Origin of the sequence: Streptosporangium sandarakinum (assembly GCF_013409935.1) — a bacterium.
GTDB lineage: Bacteria > Actinomycetota > Actinomycetes > Streptosporangiales > Streptosporangiaceae > Streptosporangium > Streptosporangium nondiastaticum.
The window spans coordinates 535607-550603 of sequence record NZ_JACCCO010000002.1 but is presented as its reverse complement, the minus strand read 5'-3'; the positions used below and the strand labels follow the sequence as shown (position 1 = coordinate 550603).

15 protein-coding genes are annotated in these 14997 nt (G+C 71.6%); 9 read left to right on the top strand and 6 right to left on the bottom strand.

Features of this window, described 5'->3' with window-relative positions; translation table 11 throughout:
- Positions 1 to 7 precede the first annotated feature (7 nt).
- Together HDA43_RS21165 and HDA43_RS21160 are read left to right on the top strand one after the other, a co-directional pair.
- Positions 8 to 1540, top strand: a complete 1533-nt coding sequence (locus tag HDA43_RS21165; protein ID WP_179824388.1) for a protein kinase domain-containing protein — start codon at positions 8 to 10, stop codon at positions 1538 to 1540.
- A gap of 166 nt (positions 1541 to 1706) precedes the next feature.
- Entirely contained in the window at positions 1707 to 2162 is a 456-nt protein-coding gene (locus tag HDA43_RS21160; protein WP_179824378.1) for a DUF488 domain-containing protein, read from the top strand.
- On the opposite strand, the gene HDA43_RS21155 is transcribed toward HDA43_RS21160, so the two are convergent.
- Positions 2140 to 3000, bottom strand: a complete 861-nt coding sequence (locus tag HDA43_RS21155; RefSeq protein ID WP_218912341.1) for a DUF8757 domain-containing protein — start codon at positions 2998 to 3000, stop codon at positions 2140 to 2142. The genes HDA43_RS21160 and HDA43_RS21155 overlap by 23 nt on opposite strands.
- 481 nt (positions 3001 to 3481) lie before the next feature.
- Here HDA43_RS21155 and HDA43_RS21150 point away from each other — a divergent pair, with 481 nt between their 5' ends.
- Genes HDA43_RS21150 through HDA43_RS21140 form a run of 3 tightly spaced genes read left to right on the top strand, consistent with a single transcriptional unit; the run spans position 3482 to position 5123 of the window.
- Positions 3482 to 3910: a hypothetical protein gene (locus tag HDA43_RS21150; protein ID WP_179824376.1), complete on the top strand. Its 429-nt coding sequence runs from the start codon at positions 3482 to 3484 to the stop codon at positions 3908 to 3910.
- A complete protein-coding gene (locus tag HDA43_RS35240) occupies positions 3904 to 4137 on the top strand; it encodes a helix-turn-helix transcriptional regulator (RefSeq protein ID WP_179824374.1) in 234 nt (77 codons plus the stop codon). The genes HDA43_RS21150 and HDA43_RS35240 overlap by 7 nt, the downstream gene beginning before the upstream one ends.
- A complete protein-coding gene (locus HDA43_RS21140; RefSeq protein WP_179824365.1) occupies positions 4134 to 5123 on the top strand; it encodes an NAD(P)-dependent alcohol dehydrogenase in 990 nt (329 codons plus the stop codon). The genes HDA43_RS35240 and HDA43_RS21140 overlap by 4 nt, the downstream gene beginning before the upstream one ends.
- A gap of 149 nt (positions 5124 to 5272) precedes the next feature.
- Here HDA43_RS21140 and HDA43_RS21135 read toward each other — a convergent pair whose 3' ends face one another.
- Genes HDA43_RS21135 through HDA43_RS21125 form a run of 3 tightly spaced genes read right to left on the bottom strand, consistent with a single transcriptional unit; the run spans position 5273 to position 7115 of the window.
- Entirely contained in the window at positions 5273 to 6049 is a 777-nt protein-coding gene (locus tag HDA43_RS21135; RefSeq protein ID WP_179824363.1) for a MauE/DoxX family redox-associated membrane protein, read from the bottom strand.
- Positions 6050 to 6058: 9 nt separating this feature from the next.
- Positions 6059 to 6655: a cell wall protein gene (locus tag HDA43_RS21130; RefSeq protein WP_179824361.1), complete on the bottom strand. Its 597-nt coding sequence runs from the start codon at positions 6653 to 6655 to the stop codon at positions 6059 to 6061.
- Positions 6656 to 6665: 10 nt separating this feature from the next.
- The gene (locus tag HDA43_RS21125; RefSeq protein WP_179824359.1) at positions 6666 to 7115 is read right to left on the bottom strand and encodes an RlpA-like double-psi beta-barrel domain-containing protein; all 450 of its coding nucleotides are present in this window, start codon (positions 7113 to 7115) and stop codon (positions 6666 to 6668) included.
- A 342-nt stretch (positions 7116 to 7457) separates the two neighbouring features.
- Between HDA43_RS21125 and HDA43_RS21120 the strand changes: the two genes are divergently transcribed.
- The 3 genes from HDA43_RS21120 (at position 7458) to HDA43_RS21110 (ending at position 11392) form a co-directional block, all read left to right on the top strand.
- Positions 7458 to 8675 (top strand): nucleotidyltransferase family protein, encoded by a 1218-nt coding sequence (locus HDA43_RS21120; RefSeq protein WP_179824358.1) that lies wholly within the window; start codon positions 7458 to 7460, stop codon positions 8673 to 8675.
- A complete protein-coding gene (locus tag HDA43_RS21115) occupies positions 8672 to 9898 on the top strand; it encodes a M16 family metallopeptidase (protein ID WP_179824357.1) in 1227 nt (408 codons plus the stop codon). Before HDA43_RS21120 ends, HDA43_RS21115 begins: the two co-directional genes overlap by 4 nt.
- A 630-nt stretch (positions 9899 to 10528) precedes the next feature.
- A complete protein-coding gene (locus HDA43_RS21110) occupies positions 10529 to 11392 on the top strand; it encodes a nucleoside-diphosphate kinase (RefSeq protein ID WP_179824356.1) in 864 nt (287 codons plus the stop codon).
- Between the two features lie 79 nt (positions 11393 to 11471).
- Here HDA43_RS21110 and HDA43_RS21105 read toward each other — a convergent pair whose 3' ends face one another.
- Both HDA43_RS21105 and HDA43_RS21100 read right to left on the bottom strand, forming a co-directional pair.
- Positions 11472 to 12611, bottom strand: coding sequence for a GNAT family N-acetyltransferase (locus tag HDA43_RS21105; RefSeq protein WP_179824355.1), 1140 nt, complete (start codon positions 12609 to 12611; stop codon positions 11472 to 11474).
- Entirely contained in the window at positions 12608 to 13444 is an 837-nt protein-coding gene (locus tag HDA43_RS21100; RefSeq protein WP_179824354.1) for a GNAT family N-acetyltransferase, read from the bottom strand. The genes HDA43_RS21105 and HDA43_RS21100 overlap by 4 nt, the downstream gene beginning before the upstream one ends.
- Positions 13445 to 13730: 286 nt before the next feature.
- Between HDA43_RS21100 and HDA43_RS21095 the strand changes: the two genes are divergently transcribed.
- Entirely contained in the window at positions 13731 to 14939 is a 1209-nt protein-coding gene (locus tag HDA43_RS21095) for a tRNA lysidine(34) synthetase (RefSeq protein WP_179824353.1), read from the top strand.
- Positions 14940 to 14997: the final 58 nt, after the last annotated feature.

The window sequence follows — 14997 nt, the reverse complement described above, 5'->3', positions numbered from 1 at the left end:
GCGCCGGGTGACGGCACGGGTCATCGGAGGCAGGTACGAACTGAGGTCCCGGCTCGCCAAGGGCGGCATGGGCACGGTGTGGCTCGCCTGGGACCGGACGCTGCAGCGGTCCGTCGCGCTCAAGGAGGTCGTGCTGGCGCCGTACGGCGAGGACATGACCGTACGGCGGAAGCGGGCGCTGCGCGAGGCGCGCGCCGCCGCGCGGATCCGGCATCCGGCCGTCGTCCACGTCTACGACGCCATCATGGACGACGAGTCGCCCTGGATCGTCATGTCGTACATCGAGGGCACCTCGCTGGAACGCCGGATCGAGCGGCAGACCCTCTCCGAACGGGAGATCGCCCGGGTGGGGCGCGACGTGCTGGCCGGGCTGACCGCCGTGCACGACGCGCAGGTGCTGCACCGGGACGTCAAACCGGCCAACATCATCGTCGACTCCGAAGACCGGGTCTTCCTGGTCGACTTCGGCATCGCGCGGATCTCCGGGGAGCGCGGTCTCACCTCGGCCAACACCCTGATCGGAACCGTCGAGTTCATGGCGCCGGAACGGATCGAGGGACAGCCGGTGGGACCGGCGTCGGACCTGTGGTCGCTGGGGGTGACGCTGTTCTGCGCGCTGGAGGGCTACTCGCCGTTTCTCCGTGACGGTCCGATCGAGACGGTGCGGGCGGTCACCTCCGGGCATCCCCCGAGCTTCCGGCGGCCGGGCCCGCTCGCCGACGCGATCACCGGCCTGCTCGTCGCCGACCCCGCCGGACGGACGGGAGCGGCCGAGCTGGGACGCCGGCTGGACGCGATCCTCACGGCCGGGTCGCGGGCCCGTGGGCGCGGGGAGGAACGGCGCACCGGTCCGGGGCAGGACCGGAAGGCGCGAGGCGGGCAGGACCCGCGTCCCCCGAACCGGGAGGCGCGAGGCGGACAGGGCGCGCACGGACCGGGCCGGGAGGCGCGGCGCGGACCCGACGACCACGGGCCGGAGCGCGTCCGGGAGGCGGGACGCGGACCCGGGGCGCACGGCCCGGACCGGGCCGGGGACGCGGCCCGGCCGGGGGAGGCCGGCGACGGCGGGAACCCGCTGCTCGGCCGGTCCGGCCGGGAGGCCGCCACCCTGCTGGGCTCGATGGAGCCGAATGACGCCGGACGGCTCCTGAACGACGCGGCGAAGACACCGGGCCCGGCGGCCGAGGCGCTGGCGCTGCTGCCGCCGCCGCGCGCCGCGCGGCTGATCGACCACATGATCCCGCAGCGGGCGGCCAGGCTGGTTGGCGCGATGCCCACCGGCCTGAGCGCGAGCGTTCTGGCGTACACGGACGACCGCGTCACGGCCGCCGTCCTCGGCGCGCTCGGCGTCGTCCCCGTCGCGGTCCGCCTGGTGGAGGCGATGACGCTACGGCGCGCCTGCCGGGTGCTCGCCCACATGCCGCCCGCCGTCGTCGCGAGGCTGCTGTCGGCGACCTCGGACGGCCGTACCGACCGGCTCCTCGGCGGCCTCGGCCGTGCCGTGCGCGAGGAGTTCACCCGCCTGACCGGTGCGACGTGAACGAGCCGGTTTCCGCGAAGGCTCTCGTGGGCCGCGGTCTTACGGGGCGGGTGGTGTGTCCCGGGTTTCACCCTCGTCTCGGAGGCACAGGGACGAACCGGGCCACAGCGGGCGCCTTCCGGGAACGGGGGTGACGGGCGTGACCTGGCGTGAAAGAGTACAGATCATGGCTCTCAACGATCGGCAGACAGGAGTGACCGGCGTCGGCTACGAGGGATGCGACCTCGACGGGTTCATCCGGCGGCTGCACCGGCAGGGCATCACGATGCTGATCGATGTGCGGCTCAATCCGATCTCACGTAAGCGCGGTTTCAGCAAGACCGCGCTCGCCCACGCGCTGGCCGACGCCGGCATCGCTTACGAACACATGCGGGAGCTGGGCAATCCCAAATGGAATCGATCCGGGTTCGGCGGAAGTCCGGGGGAGCTGGGGGCGGCTCGCGGTATTTACACTCAGGCGCTCGCTGGGGCCGACGCCCGCCGCTGCCTGGAACGCATCACGGAGACCGCTCGCCGGCAGATGGTGGCGGTGATGTGCTTCGAAGCCGACGAGCACCGCTGTCACAGAGACTTGGTTCTGCGGGCCGTTCGCGAACGGTTCAGCTGCGCGGCCCCGGTTTAGGCCGCCGTGGGTAGACGACGCCCAAGACGATGAAGCTGCGCGGATGCGCCTGCTGGTTTCCCACATAGAAGATCGTGTCCCGGTCTGACGCGCACATCAGATCCCAGAACTTCTCGCGGATGACCTGCACCAAGCTCGCGTCGTCACGATCATCGAACCGGCGCTGAAGGGCGACGAATTCCCAGTCGAAGATGCCCTGACGGTGGGTGCCGCATGTGGCGGTGTGGCAGCGGTAGCGATACCACCCCTTGAATCTGGGAGCCTGGAGGGCCGTGCGCGGTTCGGAGTCGAACAGGTCAAGCTGGCTCACATAGCGATGGATCTTCGTCTGCTCTTCGGCGGTCCAGCCAGGATGGGGCTGGATGTCGATACCCAGGATCTCCTTCGGCCGGATCGCTGCCAGGGAACGCGCGCCGGGCCGTTGGTGGACAGCCTGGATGAGCTCACACATGGATTCCTCGACGTAGTCCTCCAGATAGGGCATCCGCCTGTCCCAGCCTTTGACGTGCTTTTCGACGACGAGGCTGTCGATGCGGGGCCGCCAGCTCTCCGCACGCGGATCGCCGGTGTTGGGTTTGGCCTCCAGCCTGACGATGTCGTACTTGCCGAACCTGCTGTCGCTGTCCAGCTCGCGGTAGTTGATCGGATAGAGGCGAATCCAGCCTGGATTGTTAAGGTCAAGGTTGAGGGCGGCGACACACACGGTCTCGCCGTAGGTTTCTGACGGGTTGGGTGCGGCCTTGACTGTGATGAGCACGCGTAGCGGCTGGTAGTGAGGGCCGAGCGGTTTGCTCTGAATCGTTCCGAAATCCGGGCTAAAAAGTGAGTTCTGTGTCATTTTCAACCTTTCATTCCTGCTGATTTCGGTGCCGCTCCGAGTAGATTATCTTTACGAATCCTTGAAGCTCCGTGGTCGATCATGAATGGCCTACATCGGCCATGCGTTCGCGCCACGGTGCATCGTGGCGCTCAAGTGATCATCACCTTCTGTGAAGGCGGCGCCGTTCGGGGCCTTCGGCAGGGGAGGCCATCACCCCCTCGGCATGCGCGGAGGGTGGAGTTCGGTGATCGGACTGTGGTCATGCGGCGGGTGGATCGACATGACATGGCGGGCGGTGTGTCCCGGGTTTCGCCCTTGTCCCGGAGGTACAGGGACGAGCCTGGTCACCCTGCCGTCCTGTGATGACGGGCAGGTGGCTGGCGCAGAGCGGGTGCCCACCGGCGGCCGGCGGGGAGCGGTGTAAAAAATTCTGTACATGAGGTCAAAGATTGGCTACTTTGGAGGTGTCAAAGATTCTGTACATCGGAAGGTGTCGATCATGACTCACGTGGAGAAGCGCGCCTGGATCAGGCTGGTCGTCGCCGTGCTCGCCTACGCGGCGTACGTCGTCGCCGTCCTCAGACGGGCGGACGGAGGGCCGTTACCCGACGTGCCGTACACCGCCGCCCTGCTGTGGTCGGTCGGCGGGGCCATCGCCGTCTCGATCGTGGCCGAGATCGGGATGGCGATCGTCAACCCGAGGGCCTCGCGCGTCGTCGACGTCCGCGACAGGGAGATCGACCGGCTCGGCGAGCACACCGGTCAGGCGTTCGTGGTGATCGGCGCGCTCGCGGCGATGCTCATGTCCATGGCCGGATGGGACCGCTTCTGGATCGCGAACGTGGTCTACCTCTGCTTCACGCTGTCGGCGGTCCTCGGCGGCATCACCAGGATCGTCGTCTATCGCAGGAGCCTTCCGGAGTGGTGAAGCCGACACACGTGACCAACCGCATCCGCGCGCTGCGGTTCGCCCACGACGAGATGACCCAGGCCGAACTGGCCGAACGCATCGGTGTGACCAGGCAGACGGTCATCGCCATCGAGCAGGGCCGGTACTCGCCCTCCCTGGAGATGGCCTTCCGGATCGCCCGGGTGTTCGGCGCTCCGCTCGACGACGTGTTCCAGTACCCAGACCCCCCGGAAGGAACGCCATGAAAGCCATCGTCCAGGACGCGTACGGCCCGGCGGATGTGCTCCGCCTGGGCGACGTCGACCGCCCCGGGATCGGTGACGAGGAGGTGCTCGTCGAGGTCCGCGCCGCCGCGGTGGACCCCGGCGTTTGGGTCCTCATGACCGGCCGGCCGTACCTCATGCGCGTCGCGGGCTTCGGGCTGCGCCGGCCCAAGGTCGCGGTCCGGGGCCGTGACGTGGCCGGGGTGGTGGCGGCCGTCGGCGCCCGCGTGACCCGGTTCCAGCCGGGTCAGGAGGTGTACGGCACCTGCGAGAGCGGCTCGTACGCCGAGTACGCGAGCGCCCGGCAGAGCAGGCTCGCGCCGAAGCCGGCCGACCTCACGTTCGAGCAGGCCGCCGCGGTGCCGGTCTCCGGCATGACGGCGTTGCAGGCCGTACGGCACGGCGCCCGCGTACGGCCGGGGCAGCGGGTGCTGGTGATCGGCGCGTCGGGAGGCGTGGGGTCGTTCGCCGTGCAGATCGCCAAGGCCGACGGCGCGAGCGTCACCGGCGTGTGCGGGGCGGCGAAGGCCGGGCTCGTCCGGTCGCTCGGGGCCGACGACGTCATCGACTACGCCCACGGGGAGATCGACCGGGACGGGCGACGTTACGACGTCGTCATCGACACCGCCGGAAACCGGCCGCTGTCCCTGCTGCGTCGCGTCCTGACGCCGCGGGGGACGCTGGTCGTCGTCGGCGGCGGGCACACCGCGTACCGCTTCACCGGGGGCATGGGGCGCACGTTCCGGGCGCCGCTGCTGTCGATGTTCACGGGACAGCGGCTTCGCCCGCTCATGTCGAGAGAGCGCGCCGAGCACCTGGAGGAACTGACCCGGCTCGTCGAGTCCGGCGCCGTCACCCCGGTGATCGACCGTGTCTATCCCCTCGCCGCCGTGCCCGACGCGATCCGCCACCTCACCGGGGGGCACCCGGGCGGCAAGGTCGTCGTCACCGTGCCCGGAGCGGCCTGAGGCGGAGGGCCCCGGACTCGCGGCGACGGGAGCCGGCTCGGACTCCCGTCGCGCGACATCCGTGTCACCCCCCCGCCCGGCGGGTGTGCGGTGCCGTACCGGACGAGGGGCGGTCGTTCGTGCGGTGTCCTGACGGGTTCGACGGGTGGTCAGGTGAGGGCGGGGACCTCGGTGAGGGCGACGCGGACGGCCGACGGGTCGCCGCCGGCGAGCGGGGCGGCGAACACCGCCGTCCGCTGACCGGCCCCGTAGACCACGAACCGCAGGCCGTCCTCGTCCCAGGTGTCCTGGACGTCCGAGGTGAGCAGGGCGGACGCCGAGCAGTAGGCGGGGCTGAGGTACAGCAGGCGCAGCGTGACCTCCAGCGGGACCTCGCCGGGGGAGGGCGGGGCGAGCGGTCTGCGCAGCCGTACACGCAGCCGGCGCAGGGGGGTGAGCCAGTGGCGGTCCAGCTCCGCCGAGAGCCCCAGCAGGGCGACGGCCTCCGCCAGGCCCAGCGCCACGAGCGACGGGTCCATCGGGTACGGCTCCGCCCCGATCGCCACGAGGCTCATGGCGAGCAGGAGCCCGGCCCGGACGAAGCCGCGCCGGTCGACGGGGCGCGAGTGCGCGCCCAGGCAGCCGCACGACGAGGTGGGCGCCACCCGGTGCGCGTAGGCGAGATAGCCGAGGAACCCCGCGGAGAGCGCGGCGGCGGCCACACCCTCCGCAGGAGACGGGGGCGGCAGCAGCAGCGCCGCCGCCACCGCGAGCTCCAGCACCCCGACGAGCCGGAGCGCGGGAACCGCCCGCGCCGGGCCGACCAGCCTGGCCAGCGCGGTCTGCCCGGCCTGTGCCCGCATCCGCCGGTCGAGCAGTTTCAGCAGGGCGGCCCAGAGGAGGAAGAGGCTGATCACGTACGGCTGCAGCGCGGCGATCCCTTGCATCTGTCGCTCCTAGTGGGCGGAGAAGACGGTGGCGATGTCGACCTCGTTGGTGTCGGGCCGCCAGGCGCCCATGACCTGCACGTGCTGGCCCACGCGCAGCAGCGACAGGTCACCGGAGGGCGGCGCGTCGGAGTAGATGGCGACGGATTTGCCCGGCACGCGATGGCAGAGGACCTGCTGACCCTTGTGGTCGAGGTGGATCCGCTCGGCGGTGATGTTCCGGACGTGTCCCTTGATGTTGACGATGTTGAGCCACACCGCCTCGGCCGCCAGCACGCCGTCCGGCATGCGGACCCCGCGGGCGTAGAGGCCGTCACCGGGTTTCGCCTGGTCGAAGGTGGTGGGGCCCAGCTTCCACAGGCTCGTTCCGTCCACGATCCTGATGCGGTGGAACACCATGTTCGACCCCAGGACGAGGAGGGTGTTCTCCTTGACGGAACGGATGCGGCCCTCGGCGAAGTCGGGGTCGGGCGCGCCTGGCGCGACGTCGGGGGCGGCGGCGCCGAAGGCCGCCTCCGGCCCGAGCGATCCCAGCGCGGTCGCGGCGACGACACCGGCCCCGCCCCCGAGGAGGGCGGACTTGAGCAGTTGCCTTCTGCTGGTCATCGTCGGCCTCCTAGGGGGTCGAGATCTCGCACGGCCGCAGGCCGGTGGACAGGCTGGCGATCCGGCTGTAGGCGGCCGGGGTCAGGTCGATCAGGCGGTTGCTCGCGCAGGTCGAGCCGCAGCAGCTCCGCTCGCCGCAGAACAGGTCCGTCTGCGGGCCGCAGTCGGCGATGGAGGTGACGACGCTGCCGCCGCCGCACAGCGAGGTGATCCGGTGCTGGAAGCCGCAGGTCCTCCGGCTCAGCGACACCCCGCAGCTGTCCGGCCGGGTGATCGACCAGCAGGCGTCGGAGGTGTTGGGCCAGGCGTGTTGCAGGCTTCCCGAGTTGCAGGTGCCGCAGGCGCCTTTGCCGGTGCTGCTGCACGGCCCCCAGGCCGTGCCGCAGCAGAACCAGGAGACCTCTCCCTGTACGGCCGCGAGGAGGTCGATGGGCGGGTCGGTGGGCTGGCTGCGCGTCATGCGCGTCCTCCTGGGGGGAAGGGAGGTGGGGGTGGGGGGTGAGGTGGGTGCCGAGGGGCCCGATCAGGTGGGGGTGACGTCGGGGCGTCGGGGGCCCGATCAGGCGGCGCAGTAGCACGAAATTTCCTGACTTTTCACATGAAAAGCATGTAACTAAATTTCGTCAATCCCCGATCTGTCGGCGCTTCGGTCCCGGGAGACCCCGGGCGCGCTCCGCCATGAACCCCATGAACGCGGTGAACGTCATGAACGGCCGGTCGCCTCTTGTCGGGGGTAATCCCATCTGTCACAGTCGGCAGAAGATCCACTATCCCGGCCGGCGCGCGTGGAAGGCGGAACGCGGTGATCGAGCTGACGTCCGGTGACCTGGAGGAAGTGCTGACCCTGGTCACGGGGCAGCAGGAGGAGACGCCCGGCGAGATCCTCCACGTCGCCCGCCGCGAGCAGCCGTCCCTGGTGGCGACGCTGCTGAGCGCCTGGGAACGGGAGGGGCGCGACCTCGGGCCCGCCCTCTCGCACGAGCTGCGGCAGCAGCGGGCCCGGACGGACTTCTACCGCGGGCTGCAGGCGGGTCTCGGCCGGGCGTGGCCGGAGGCGGTGCCGCTCAAGGGCCTGGAGGTCGCCGACCGCTACCCGGACGCGCTGGTGCGCTACATGAACGACCTGGACTACTGGTTCCCTCGGCGGGACCGGCTCTGGGAGGCCGCGGGCCTGCTGCTCGCGGACGGCTGGTCGATGCACACGGCGACCTTCATGCTGGCCGGCGGGGACCTGCAGTTCCTGCTCAGCCTCCGCAGGCTCCCGGAGGATCCGTACGCGCTGCCGTACGGCATCGAGCTGAGCACCACGCCGCTGGTCGGCGACCGGATCGGGGTGCCGGTCCGTACGGCGCTGCCCGCCCTGTGCGCCGACCCCGTGGTCAAGAACCTGGTCGCGCTGCTCTTCGAGCGGTTCGAGCAGCCGTACCGGGCCCGCGACCTCGTCGACGCCGCCGTGCTGCTGACCGGGGCCCCGCGGCGGCTGCTCGCGTCCTGCGCGCTCGCGGTCCACGAGCTGGCGCTGTGGCCCGAGTACGCGGAGCTGGCGGCCCTGCTGGAGGAGAGCCCGTTCACCGTCCCCCGCCTGCCGGGGGACGAGCGGGCCCTGGTCCGGGCCAGCCGCATGTGGCGGCGGGCGACCGCGGCGAGCGGGCTGCGGCGGCCGTTCGGCCTGGCGGTGACCGCGCTGCAGAACGGCATGGTGAACGGCTCCGCGGGCATGCTCGGCAGGCGGGCCTGGGACGCCGTGTCGCGCAGGATGAGCCCGCGCGTCGCGCTCGACGCGGGGCTGCCGCTCTTCGCGCTGCCCGTCGAGGGCGACGACCACCGGGCGGAGGGGCTCACGCTGATCGAGCGCGGCGGGGCGCTGTGGGCGCACACACCGGTGGGCGGGTTCGTCCTGGTCCACGGCGACGAGATAGACGAGGAACTGCTGGCGGGGGCGAAGGTCGCAGGCGGCATGCGCGAGGAGCCGCAGGGGGAGAAGGCGACGGGCGGCATGCGCGAGGAGGACCGGGGATGACGGAGCCGATCCGCGCCGAACTCGCGGGCGGAGTGCCCGCCTGGATCCTGCACCGGCCCGGGGCCGGCGTGACGACCGTCACGCTGTGGACGCTGACCGGATCCAGATACGAGGACGAGGACCTGTCGGGCGGCACCCACCTGCTGGAGCACATCCTGATGCAGGCCCCGCTGCCCGGAGGGGGCCGCCCGGTGGACCTGCTGGAGGCGCTCGGCGGCGAGGCCAACGCGGTCACCAGCCGGGACCACCTCGTGCTGTACGCCCGCGTGCCCACCTCCGAGACGCTCGCCGCGCTGGACGTGCTGTCGCGCGCGCTGGCCGAGCCGGTCATCACCGCCGAGGTGCTGGAGGCCGAGCGCAGGGTGGTCCAGGAGGAGCTGCGCCTGGCCGCGTCCGACCCCGCCGACGTGGTCCACGACCTGTTCTTCGACGCGGCCTTCCCCGGCGGCGCCCTGGGCCGCCCCGTCGGCGGGACAGCCGGGAGCGTCGGCCGGCTGGGGCTGGAGGCGCTGCGCGCCCACCACGCCCGGTGGGCGCGCGCCGGGACGGTGGCCGCGGTGATCTGCGGGGGAGCCGACCCCGAGGCGCTGCTTCGGGCGCTGGAGACCGGGCCGCTCGGCGCGCTGCCGCCCGCGGGCCCGCTCCCCGTGCCGGAACGGCCGCGCTTCGGCGGCGGCGGGCGGCGGACGCTCGCGCTCAACAGCGACTCGGCGGGGGTGGTCCTCGGCGGGCCCGCGGTGCCGTACGGTGACCGGCTGCTGCCCGCCTGGCAGGTCCTCATGGACCTGGTCGCGGACGCCAGTTCGGCGCTGCTCACCGAGGAGATCAGGAACCGGCGCGGCCTGTCGTACGAGATGTGGGGGTTCGCCAACGCCTACCGCGACGCGGGGGTGTGGCGGGCATTCGTCTCCACGGCCCCCGAGAACGTCGGCGAGGTGGTGGAGACGGCCGTGGCGCTGCTGGAGGAGCGCGCCGGGCTCGGCTGGACCGGGGAGGAGGTGGCGCTGGCGGCCCGCCGTACGGCCGGCCTGTTCCGGCTGGAGGCCGAGGAGTCGCTGGAGGAGGCGCTGCTGTACGGGCGGTACGGGCTGCTCGGCGGTGACCCGCACTGGACGCTCGACGCGCAGGTCGCCGCGATCCGCGCGGTGACCTCGGACGACGTGCTCGCCGCACTGCGGGCGGCGATGGACCCCCTCGTCATCGCCATCGCCGGTATTGACTAATGCTGATTTATCCCTAAAAACTCATTTATTAGGGATCGGCCCGGCGGGACATTTCCTGTCCTGTTAGGCGGTGATCCATGGCCGAAAGGGAGGATCGGTATGGACCGGAAAGCGAAACTCCTTCGCCGTCCCAAGACCGTCAAACCGAAGGGGAAGTGACCATGGACCGCAGGCGCAAACTGCTCCGCCGGCCCAGGGCCGTCGCGTCGAGGAAGAGCTGACCATGGACCGCGGGTGCAATCTGCTCCGCCGGCCCAGGACCTCCAAGCCGAGGAAGAGGTGACCATGGACCGCAGACACCATCTGCTCCGCCGCCCCAGGACGGCGAAACCCAAGAAGGGGTGACCGATGGACCGCAGGCACCAGTTGCTCCGCCGCCCCAGGACGGCGAAACCCAGGAAGGGGTGACCGATGGACCGTAACCGCGTGACGGCCCGCAGGCCGCGCATCGTGAAGCAGGCCAAGGGCTGACCCGGGCCGGAGAACGAAACCGGATCAGGGGCTGAGGCCGGCGAGGACCGGCGTCAGCCGGCGGCTGGGATCGGGGAGAACCGATGCCGGCCGCGAGCCGAAACCGGCCGGGAACCATGACCGGCCGGAGAACCGAGGCGAACGAACGGGGAGTGATCGGTGACCGCGATCGAGTGGCACAGGACCGTCCTGTTCCTCCTACCGCCCGACGCGCTCGAACGTCACCTGTGCGGACCCGTCCTCGACATTCTGGAGGAGAACGGATTCTCGCCGGTCCGGTACGACGTTCTGTGGCACCGGCCCCCCAACCAGGACGCCTTTCAGGAACGCAACATCACTTCCGTCTGGAAGGCCTACTTCTACCGGCAGGTCGACCTGGTGTTCGACCTCGGACCCACCCTCGCCCTGCTGGTAGAGGACAGGCGCGCGGACGCCGCGCCCGGCACGAGCCACACCCGGCTGCGCGCGCTCAAGGGCGCGAGCGACCCCGCCGAGGCCGCGCCCGGCACCATCCGCCGCGACCTGCGCGGCATCAACGTCATGCTCGACATCGTGCACAGCTCCGACAGCCCCGAGGACTCCCGGCACGAGGCCGAGGTGTTCTTCGGCCCCGGACTCGGCAGGCCGCTCGACGGCGGCCCCGCGGAGCTGCGCGACCTGGTGGCGCTGCTGGAGGCGGGCATCCCCAGGGAGACCAGGGAGTACGACGACGTGCTCACCGGGCTGCGCGCCAAGCTGGTCGCCGCGGTCTGGAACGAGCTGACCCCCGAGGGACGCAAGCTGGCGCCCGGCCTGGCCGGGCTGACCCGCCAGGGGGCGGGGGCCGAGCTGGCCGCGCTGCTGCCGGGCGGGACCGCGCACCCGCTGGCCGAGCTGCTCTCCTGCGAGTTCCTGCCGGACCACCCGAAGATCGACCTCAAACGGGCGGCGGCGCGGATGGCGGTGTACGGCCTCACCCTCGACCGGTGGGAGAACGTGGTGCTGCAGACCTCCATGATCTTCCCCCCGCTGCGGCGGGACTGACTCCCACCCCGTACGGCCGGCCCGCCGTACGCCCGGGAGACCCGAGGACTCACAGGGACTCACAGGGACTCGCGGGGACTCACGGGGACAGGGCCGTCGTGCGGGCGCTCCACGTCACGGCGGGCTCCAGCGCCGGATCCAGCGGCAGCACCCACCCCGGCAGCTCCACCGCCTCGCACCCCCGCGCCGTCTTCGCCCGCCAGCTCCCCTGGCCGTAGTGCAGACGCCGTACACCCGCCGGGTAGGCGAGCCGCGCGGGCTCGTAGAAGACCGTCGCGAAGTAGGTGTGCCGGGCTGCGGCGGAGGAGTAGTCCATACCGGTGCTCACGCAGTACCAGACGCCCGCGTGCTCGACGAACAGGCCGTAGCCGAGCAGGTCCCCGGCTCGCTCGGCGCGCAGCAGCAGCGCCCCGCCCGCGCACAGGTCCCGGAGCCGCCCGGCCGTCTTCGCCCGGTCCGGCGGGCGGCCGTTGTACTTCGCCGAGTGGCCGCACTTGAGCTCCACGACGTCCGCGCCGGGCTCCGACACCCGTTCCGCGCGCACCTCCACCCCCGCCTCGTGGAGCAGGCGCAGCTCGCGGCGGGCCTCGCCGCGCCGCTTGCGGGGCAGGGCCGCCAGGTAGTCCTCGAACCCGCCGCCGGGCAGCCGCAGCTCGCAGGAGTACGCCAGGGGGACCCCGGTGAACCCCCGGGCGGCCAGGACCCGCCCGAGCGGCGCGGTGCCGGGCGGGGGGTAGAGGAAGGCGACGGCGCGCAGCCCGCGTTCCCGGGCCCAGTCCGTGATCGCCCCGACCAGGGCGTCCAGAGCCTCGCGGTCGCGGGCCAGCGGCCCGAGCGGATGGCACTCGTAGCCCGGCAGCATCACCACCAGGTGCGGGAACCAGTCCTCCCGAGGGGGCGTGCGCGGAGGGGGACCCGCGGCCCGCGCCGCCCGCGCGGCGGCGCTGAGCGGCAGCTCGGCCGGGTCGCCGACCAGGACGTACGGCAGGTCGAAGACCTCACCGCGGCCGGGGCGGTCCACGCCGGTCACCACCGTGCCGTAGAGGGCGAGCACGGCCGCGCCCGTCTCGCGCAGCACGAAGGTGTACGCGGCGCCGGGCACCCGGCCGCGCATCGCCGCGAGCCATCGTTCGGTGGCGAACATCGGCCCGTCCGCCGCCAGGGCGGGCCACTCCGGCGGGCGGCCGGGCACCGCCTCGAAGACGCGCGCCGGGCTCATCGGACGGGGAGCAGGCAGGCGTCGAGGGGGAGCGGGGTCAGGCCGTGTCTGAGCTTGAACACGTGGTTGCCCCGGCCGCCCTCCAGGGTCGTCAGCCCCTCGCGCAGCGCCTGCCCGACCGAGAGGGGGTAGAGCAGCGGGTAGGGGCTGTAGTTGCCGCCGACCTCGTAGTCCACCCCGCAGGCCCAGGCGTGGAAGCGGCTCTCGTCGCGCAGGCAGACGGCCGCGCCGACCAGCCGTCCGCGCTCACGGACCTCGATGACGTGCGCGGCGTCGCCGAGCTCGGTGAGGAACCCGGCGAAGACCTCCTGCGGGTAGAAGGACCCGGTGCCGTGCCGGGCGGCGGTGCGCTCGCACAGCTCGCCGATCTCGGCGAGGTCCGCCTCCTCCAGGGGGATGGACACGCCCCGCGCCCCGGCGTCGCCGGCCCGGCGGCCGTTGCGCCGCATGTTGGCCCGCCCCCGGGGGTTGGCGCTCGCGACGTAGTCGGCCACGTCGCCGAAGGGGCGCAGGTCGACGCGGAACCGGTCCTCGATGTGCCGGGCCGGGAAGCCCAGGGAGGCCAGGCCGTCGCCCAGCGCCGACCCGCGCGGCACGTTGACGAAGCCGTACCAGGCCGCCCCCCGCTCGCCGGCCAGCTCCCGCATGGCCCCGGTGACCGCCCCCAGGTTCGGCTCCCCGGGCACCCAGGCGTCGTAGCAGTGCCACACGTGGCTGAGCAGGCCGGTCTCGTCTCCCGACAGCGGGTAGCGGACGCGGAGCTGGCCGAGCGGGTCGAGCCCGCGCAACAGCGTGACCGGAAGCACCGTGACGGCACGTCCGCCGGCGCGCACGACGAAATAGAAAAACGCCTCGATCGCGATAAGGGGAAACCGCTCGTAGGCGCGCAAATAGCGGGACCGGTAGAAAACCGGCGCTCCCGACCTCGATACAACCTCATCCCATTCGGCGGTGTCAACGGTCTCTATGGACGTGCTGATCTCGACGGTTAAGGACGCACTCATGGCACACCTAGCCTCAGAAACCGGCGCGGATCGGGGGAGACAAGACGCTTGACGACAATGTCGTATATGGCGCAATACTAAGCGGATACTGCTCTCCGTAGCGAGGGAGAAAGCCGTGGTTCACGTCGTCTTCCACAACAAAGTCGGTGGGTCCGAAAATCTCGCGGCCGCCCCCGGCCAGCCGTTGACGGCGGTCCTCGCCGCGCACGGCATCCCGATCAACGCCGTCCTGACGACCCGCAACGGGCAGATCGTCCCCGAGCAGACGACGATCGTCGGGGAGGACGACCTCATCGAGGTCCGCCAGGTGCGCCACTACGACCTCGACGTCACCCGCAGGCCCGCCCGCACGGTCTACGGCACGCCCGACCCGGTCTACGTCAAGTCGGTCCTGTTCGACACCCTGGGCCGCCTGGAGCAGCGCGTCGAGCAGTTCGACGCCGAGGGGTTCGTCCGCTACGTGGAGGAGACCTTCGTCCAGAGCGTGCTGCGCGGCGAGGTGCTGCGGCAGGGCGACTCCGTGGTGATCGGGCTGTCCGGCGGCCGGGACAGCGTGGCCTTCCTCAAACTGCTGGAACGCACCCGGCACCGGCTGCCCGCCTTCACGATGACCTCCGTGACCATCACCGGGCTGCCCGACTGGGAGGAGCCCGCCACGTTCGCCGCGGCCCGCGCCTCGGCCGAGGGGCTCGGCATCGACCAGGTCATCGTGGACGCCACCGACATCGAGCGGGTCTTCAAGCTGCGCAGGCCGTTCGTCGAGGCGATGAACAGCGTGGTCGCGGGCGACACGAGCCACCTGACCATGGTCGTCGGCCACCAGGTGCTCCGCCGCATGCTGGAGGACCACGCCCAGCGGATCGGCGCGGGCACCGTCGCCTTCGGGTTCAACGCCGACGACCTGGTCGCCAGCATGGTCACCTGGATGACGAGCGGCTACCGGATGGGCGGCATCCCGGTCCGGGAGATCGGCGGGATGCGCTACATCTTCCCGCTCTACCGGATCCCCAAGAAGGAGCTCACCCTCTACCTGGAGCTCGTGGCGCCGGAGCTGAACCGCCAGGGCACGCCGGGCCGGTTCACCACCGGGCCGCAGGAGAGGTCGATGGCCTACGCGATGGCCGACCACCTCTACGACCTGTGGCCGGGCATCGACTATTACCTGTTCGAGGCATTCGGGAACATGCAGCGGTACATGTTCCCGCTGGTGGAGGACAAGTGCCGGGTGTGCGAGGGCGTGTACGTCATGCAGGAGGGCGTTCCGGGCAACCCGGCCGGCCTGTGCGACGTGTGCGACTTCTTCGCGCGCCGGGAGTTCGCGTGACGGACTTCTTCACACCGGGGGTTCACGCGCCGGGAGTCCGCGTGACGGGCCGGTCCGC

What these genes read in the sequence shown, in the direction of transcription:
- HDA43_RS21140 (WP_179824365.1), top strand. Translation starts at nt 4,134, where the DNA reads ATGAAAGCCATCGTCCAGGACGCGTACGGCCCGGCGGATGTGCTCCGC.
- HDA43_RS21160 (WP_179824378.1), top strand. Translation starts at nt 1,707, where the DNA reads ATGGCTCTCAACGATCGGCAGACAGGAGTGACCGGCGTCGGCTACGAG.
- HDA43_RS21125 (WP_179824359.1), bottom strand. Translation starts at nt 7,115, where the DNA reads ATGACGCGCAGCCAGCCCACCGACCCGCCCATCGACCTCCTCGCGGCC.
- HDA43_RS21130 (WP_179824361.1), bottom strand. Translation starts at nt 6,655, where the DNA reads ATGACCAGCAGAAGGCAACTGCTCAAGTCCGCCCTCCTCGGGGGCGGG.
- HDA43_RS21135 (WP_179824363.1), bottom strand. Translation starts at nt 6,049, where the DNA reads ATGCAAGGGATCGCCGCGCTGCAGCCGTACGTGATCAGCCTCTTCCTC.
- HDA43_RS21115 (WP_179824357.1), top strand. Translation starts at nt 8,672, where the DNA reads ATGACGGAGCCGATCCGCGCCGAACTCGCGGGCGGAGTGCCCGCCTGG.
- HDA43_RS21150 (WP_179824376.1), top strand. Translation starts at nt 3,482, where the DNA reads ATGACTCACGTGGAGAAGCGCGCCTGGATCAGGCTGGTCGTCGCCGTG.
- HDA43_RS21105 (WP_179824355.1), bottom strand. Translation starts at nt 12,611, where the DNA reads ATGAGCCCGGCGCGCGTCTTCGAGGCGGTGCCCGGCCGCCCGCCGGAG.
- HDA43_RS21155 (WP_218912341.1), bottom strand. Translation starts at nt 3,000, where the DNA reads ATGACACAGAACTCACTTTTTAGCCCGGATTTCGGAACGATTCAGAGC.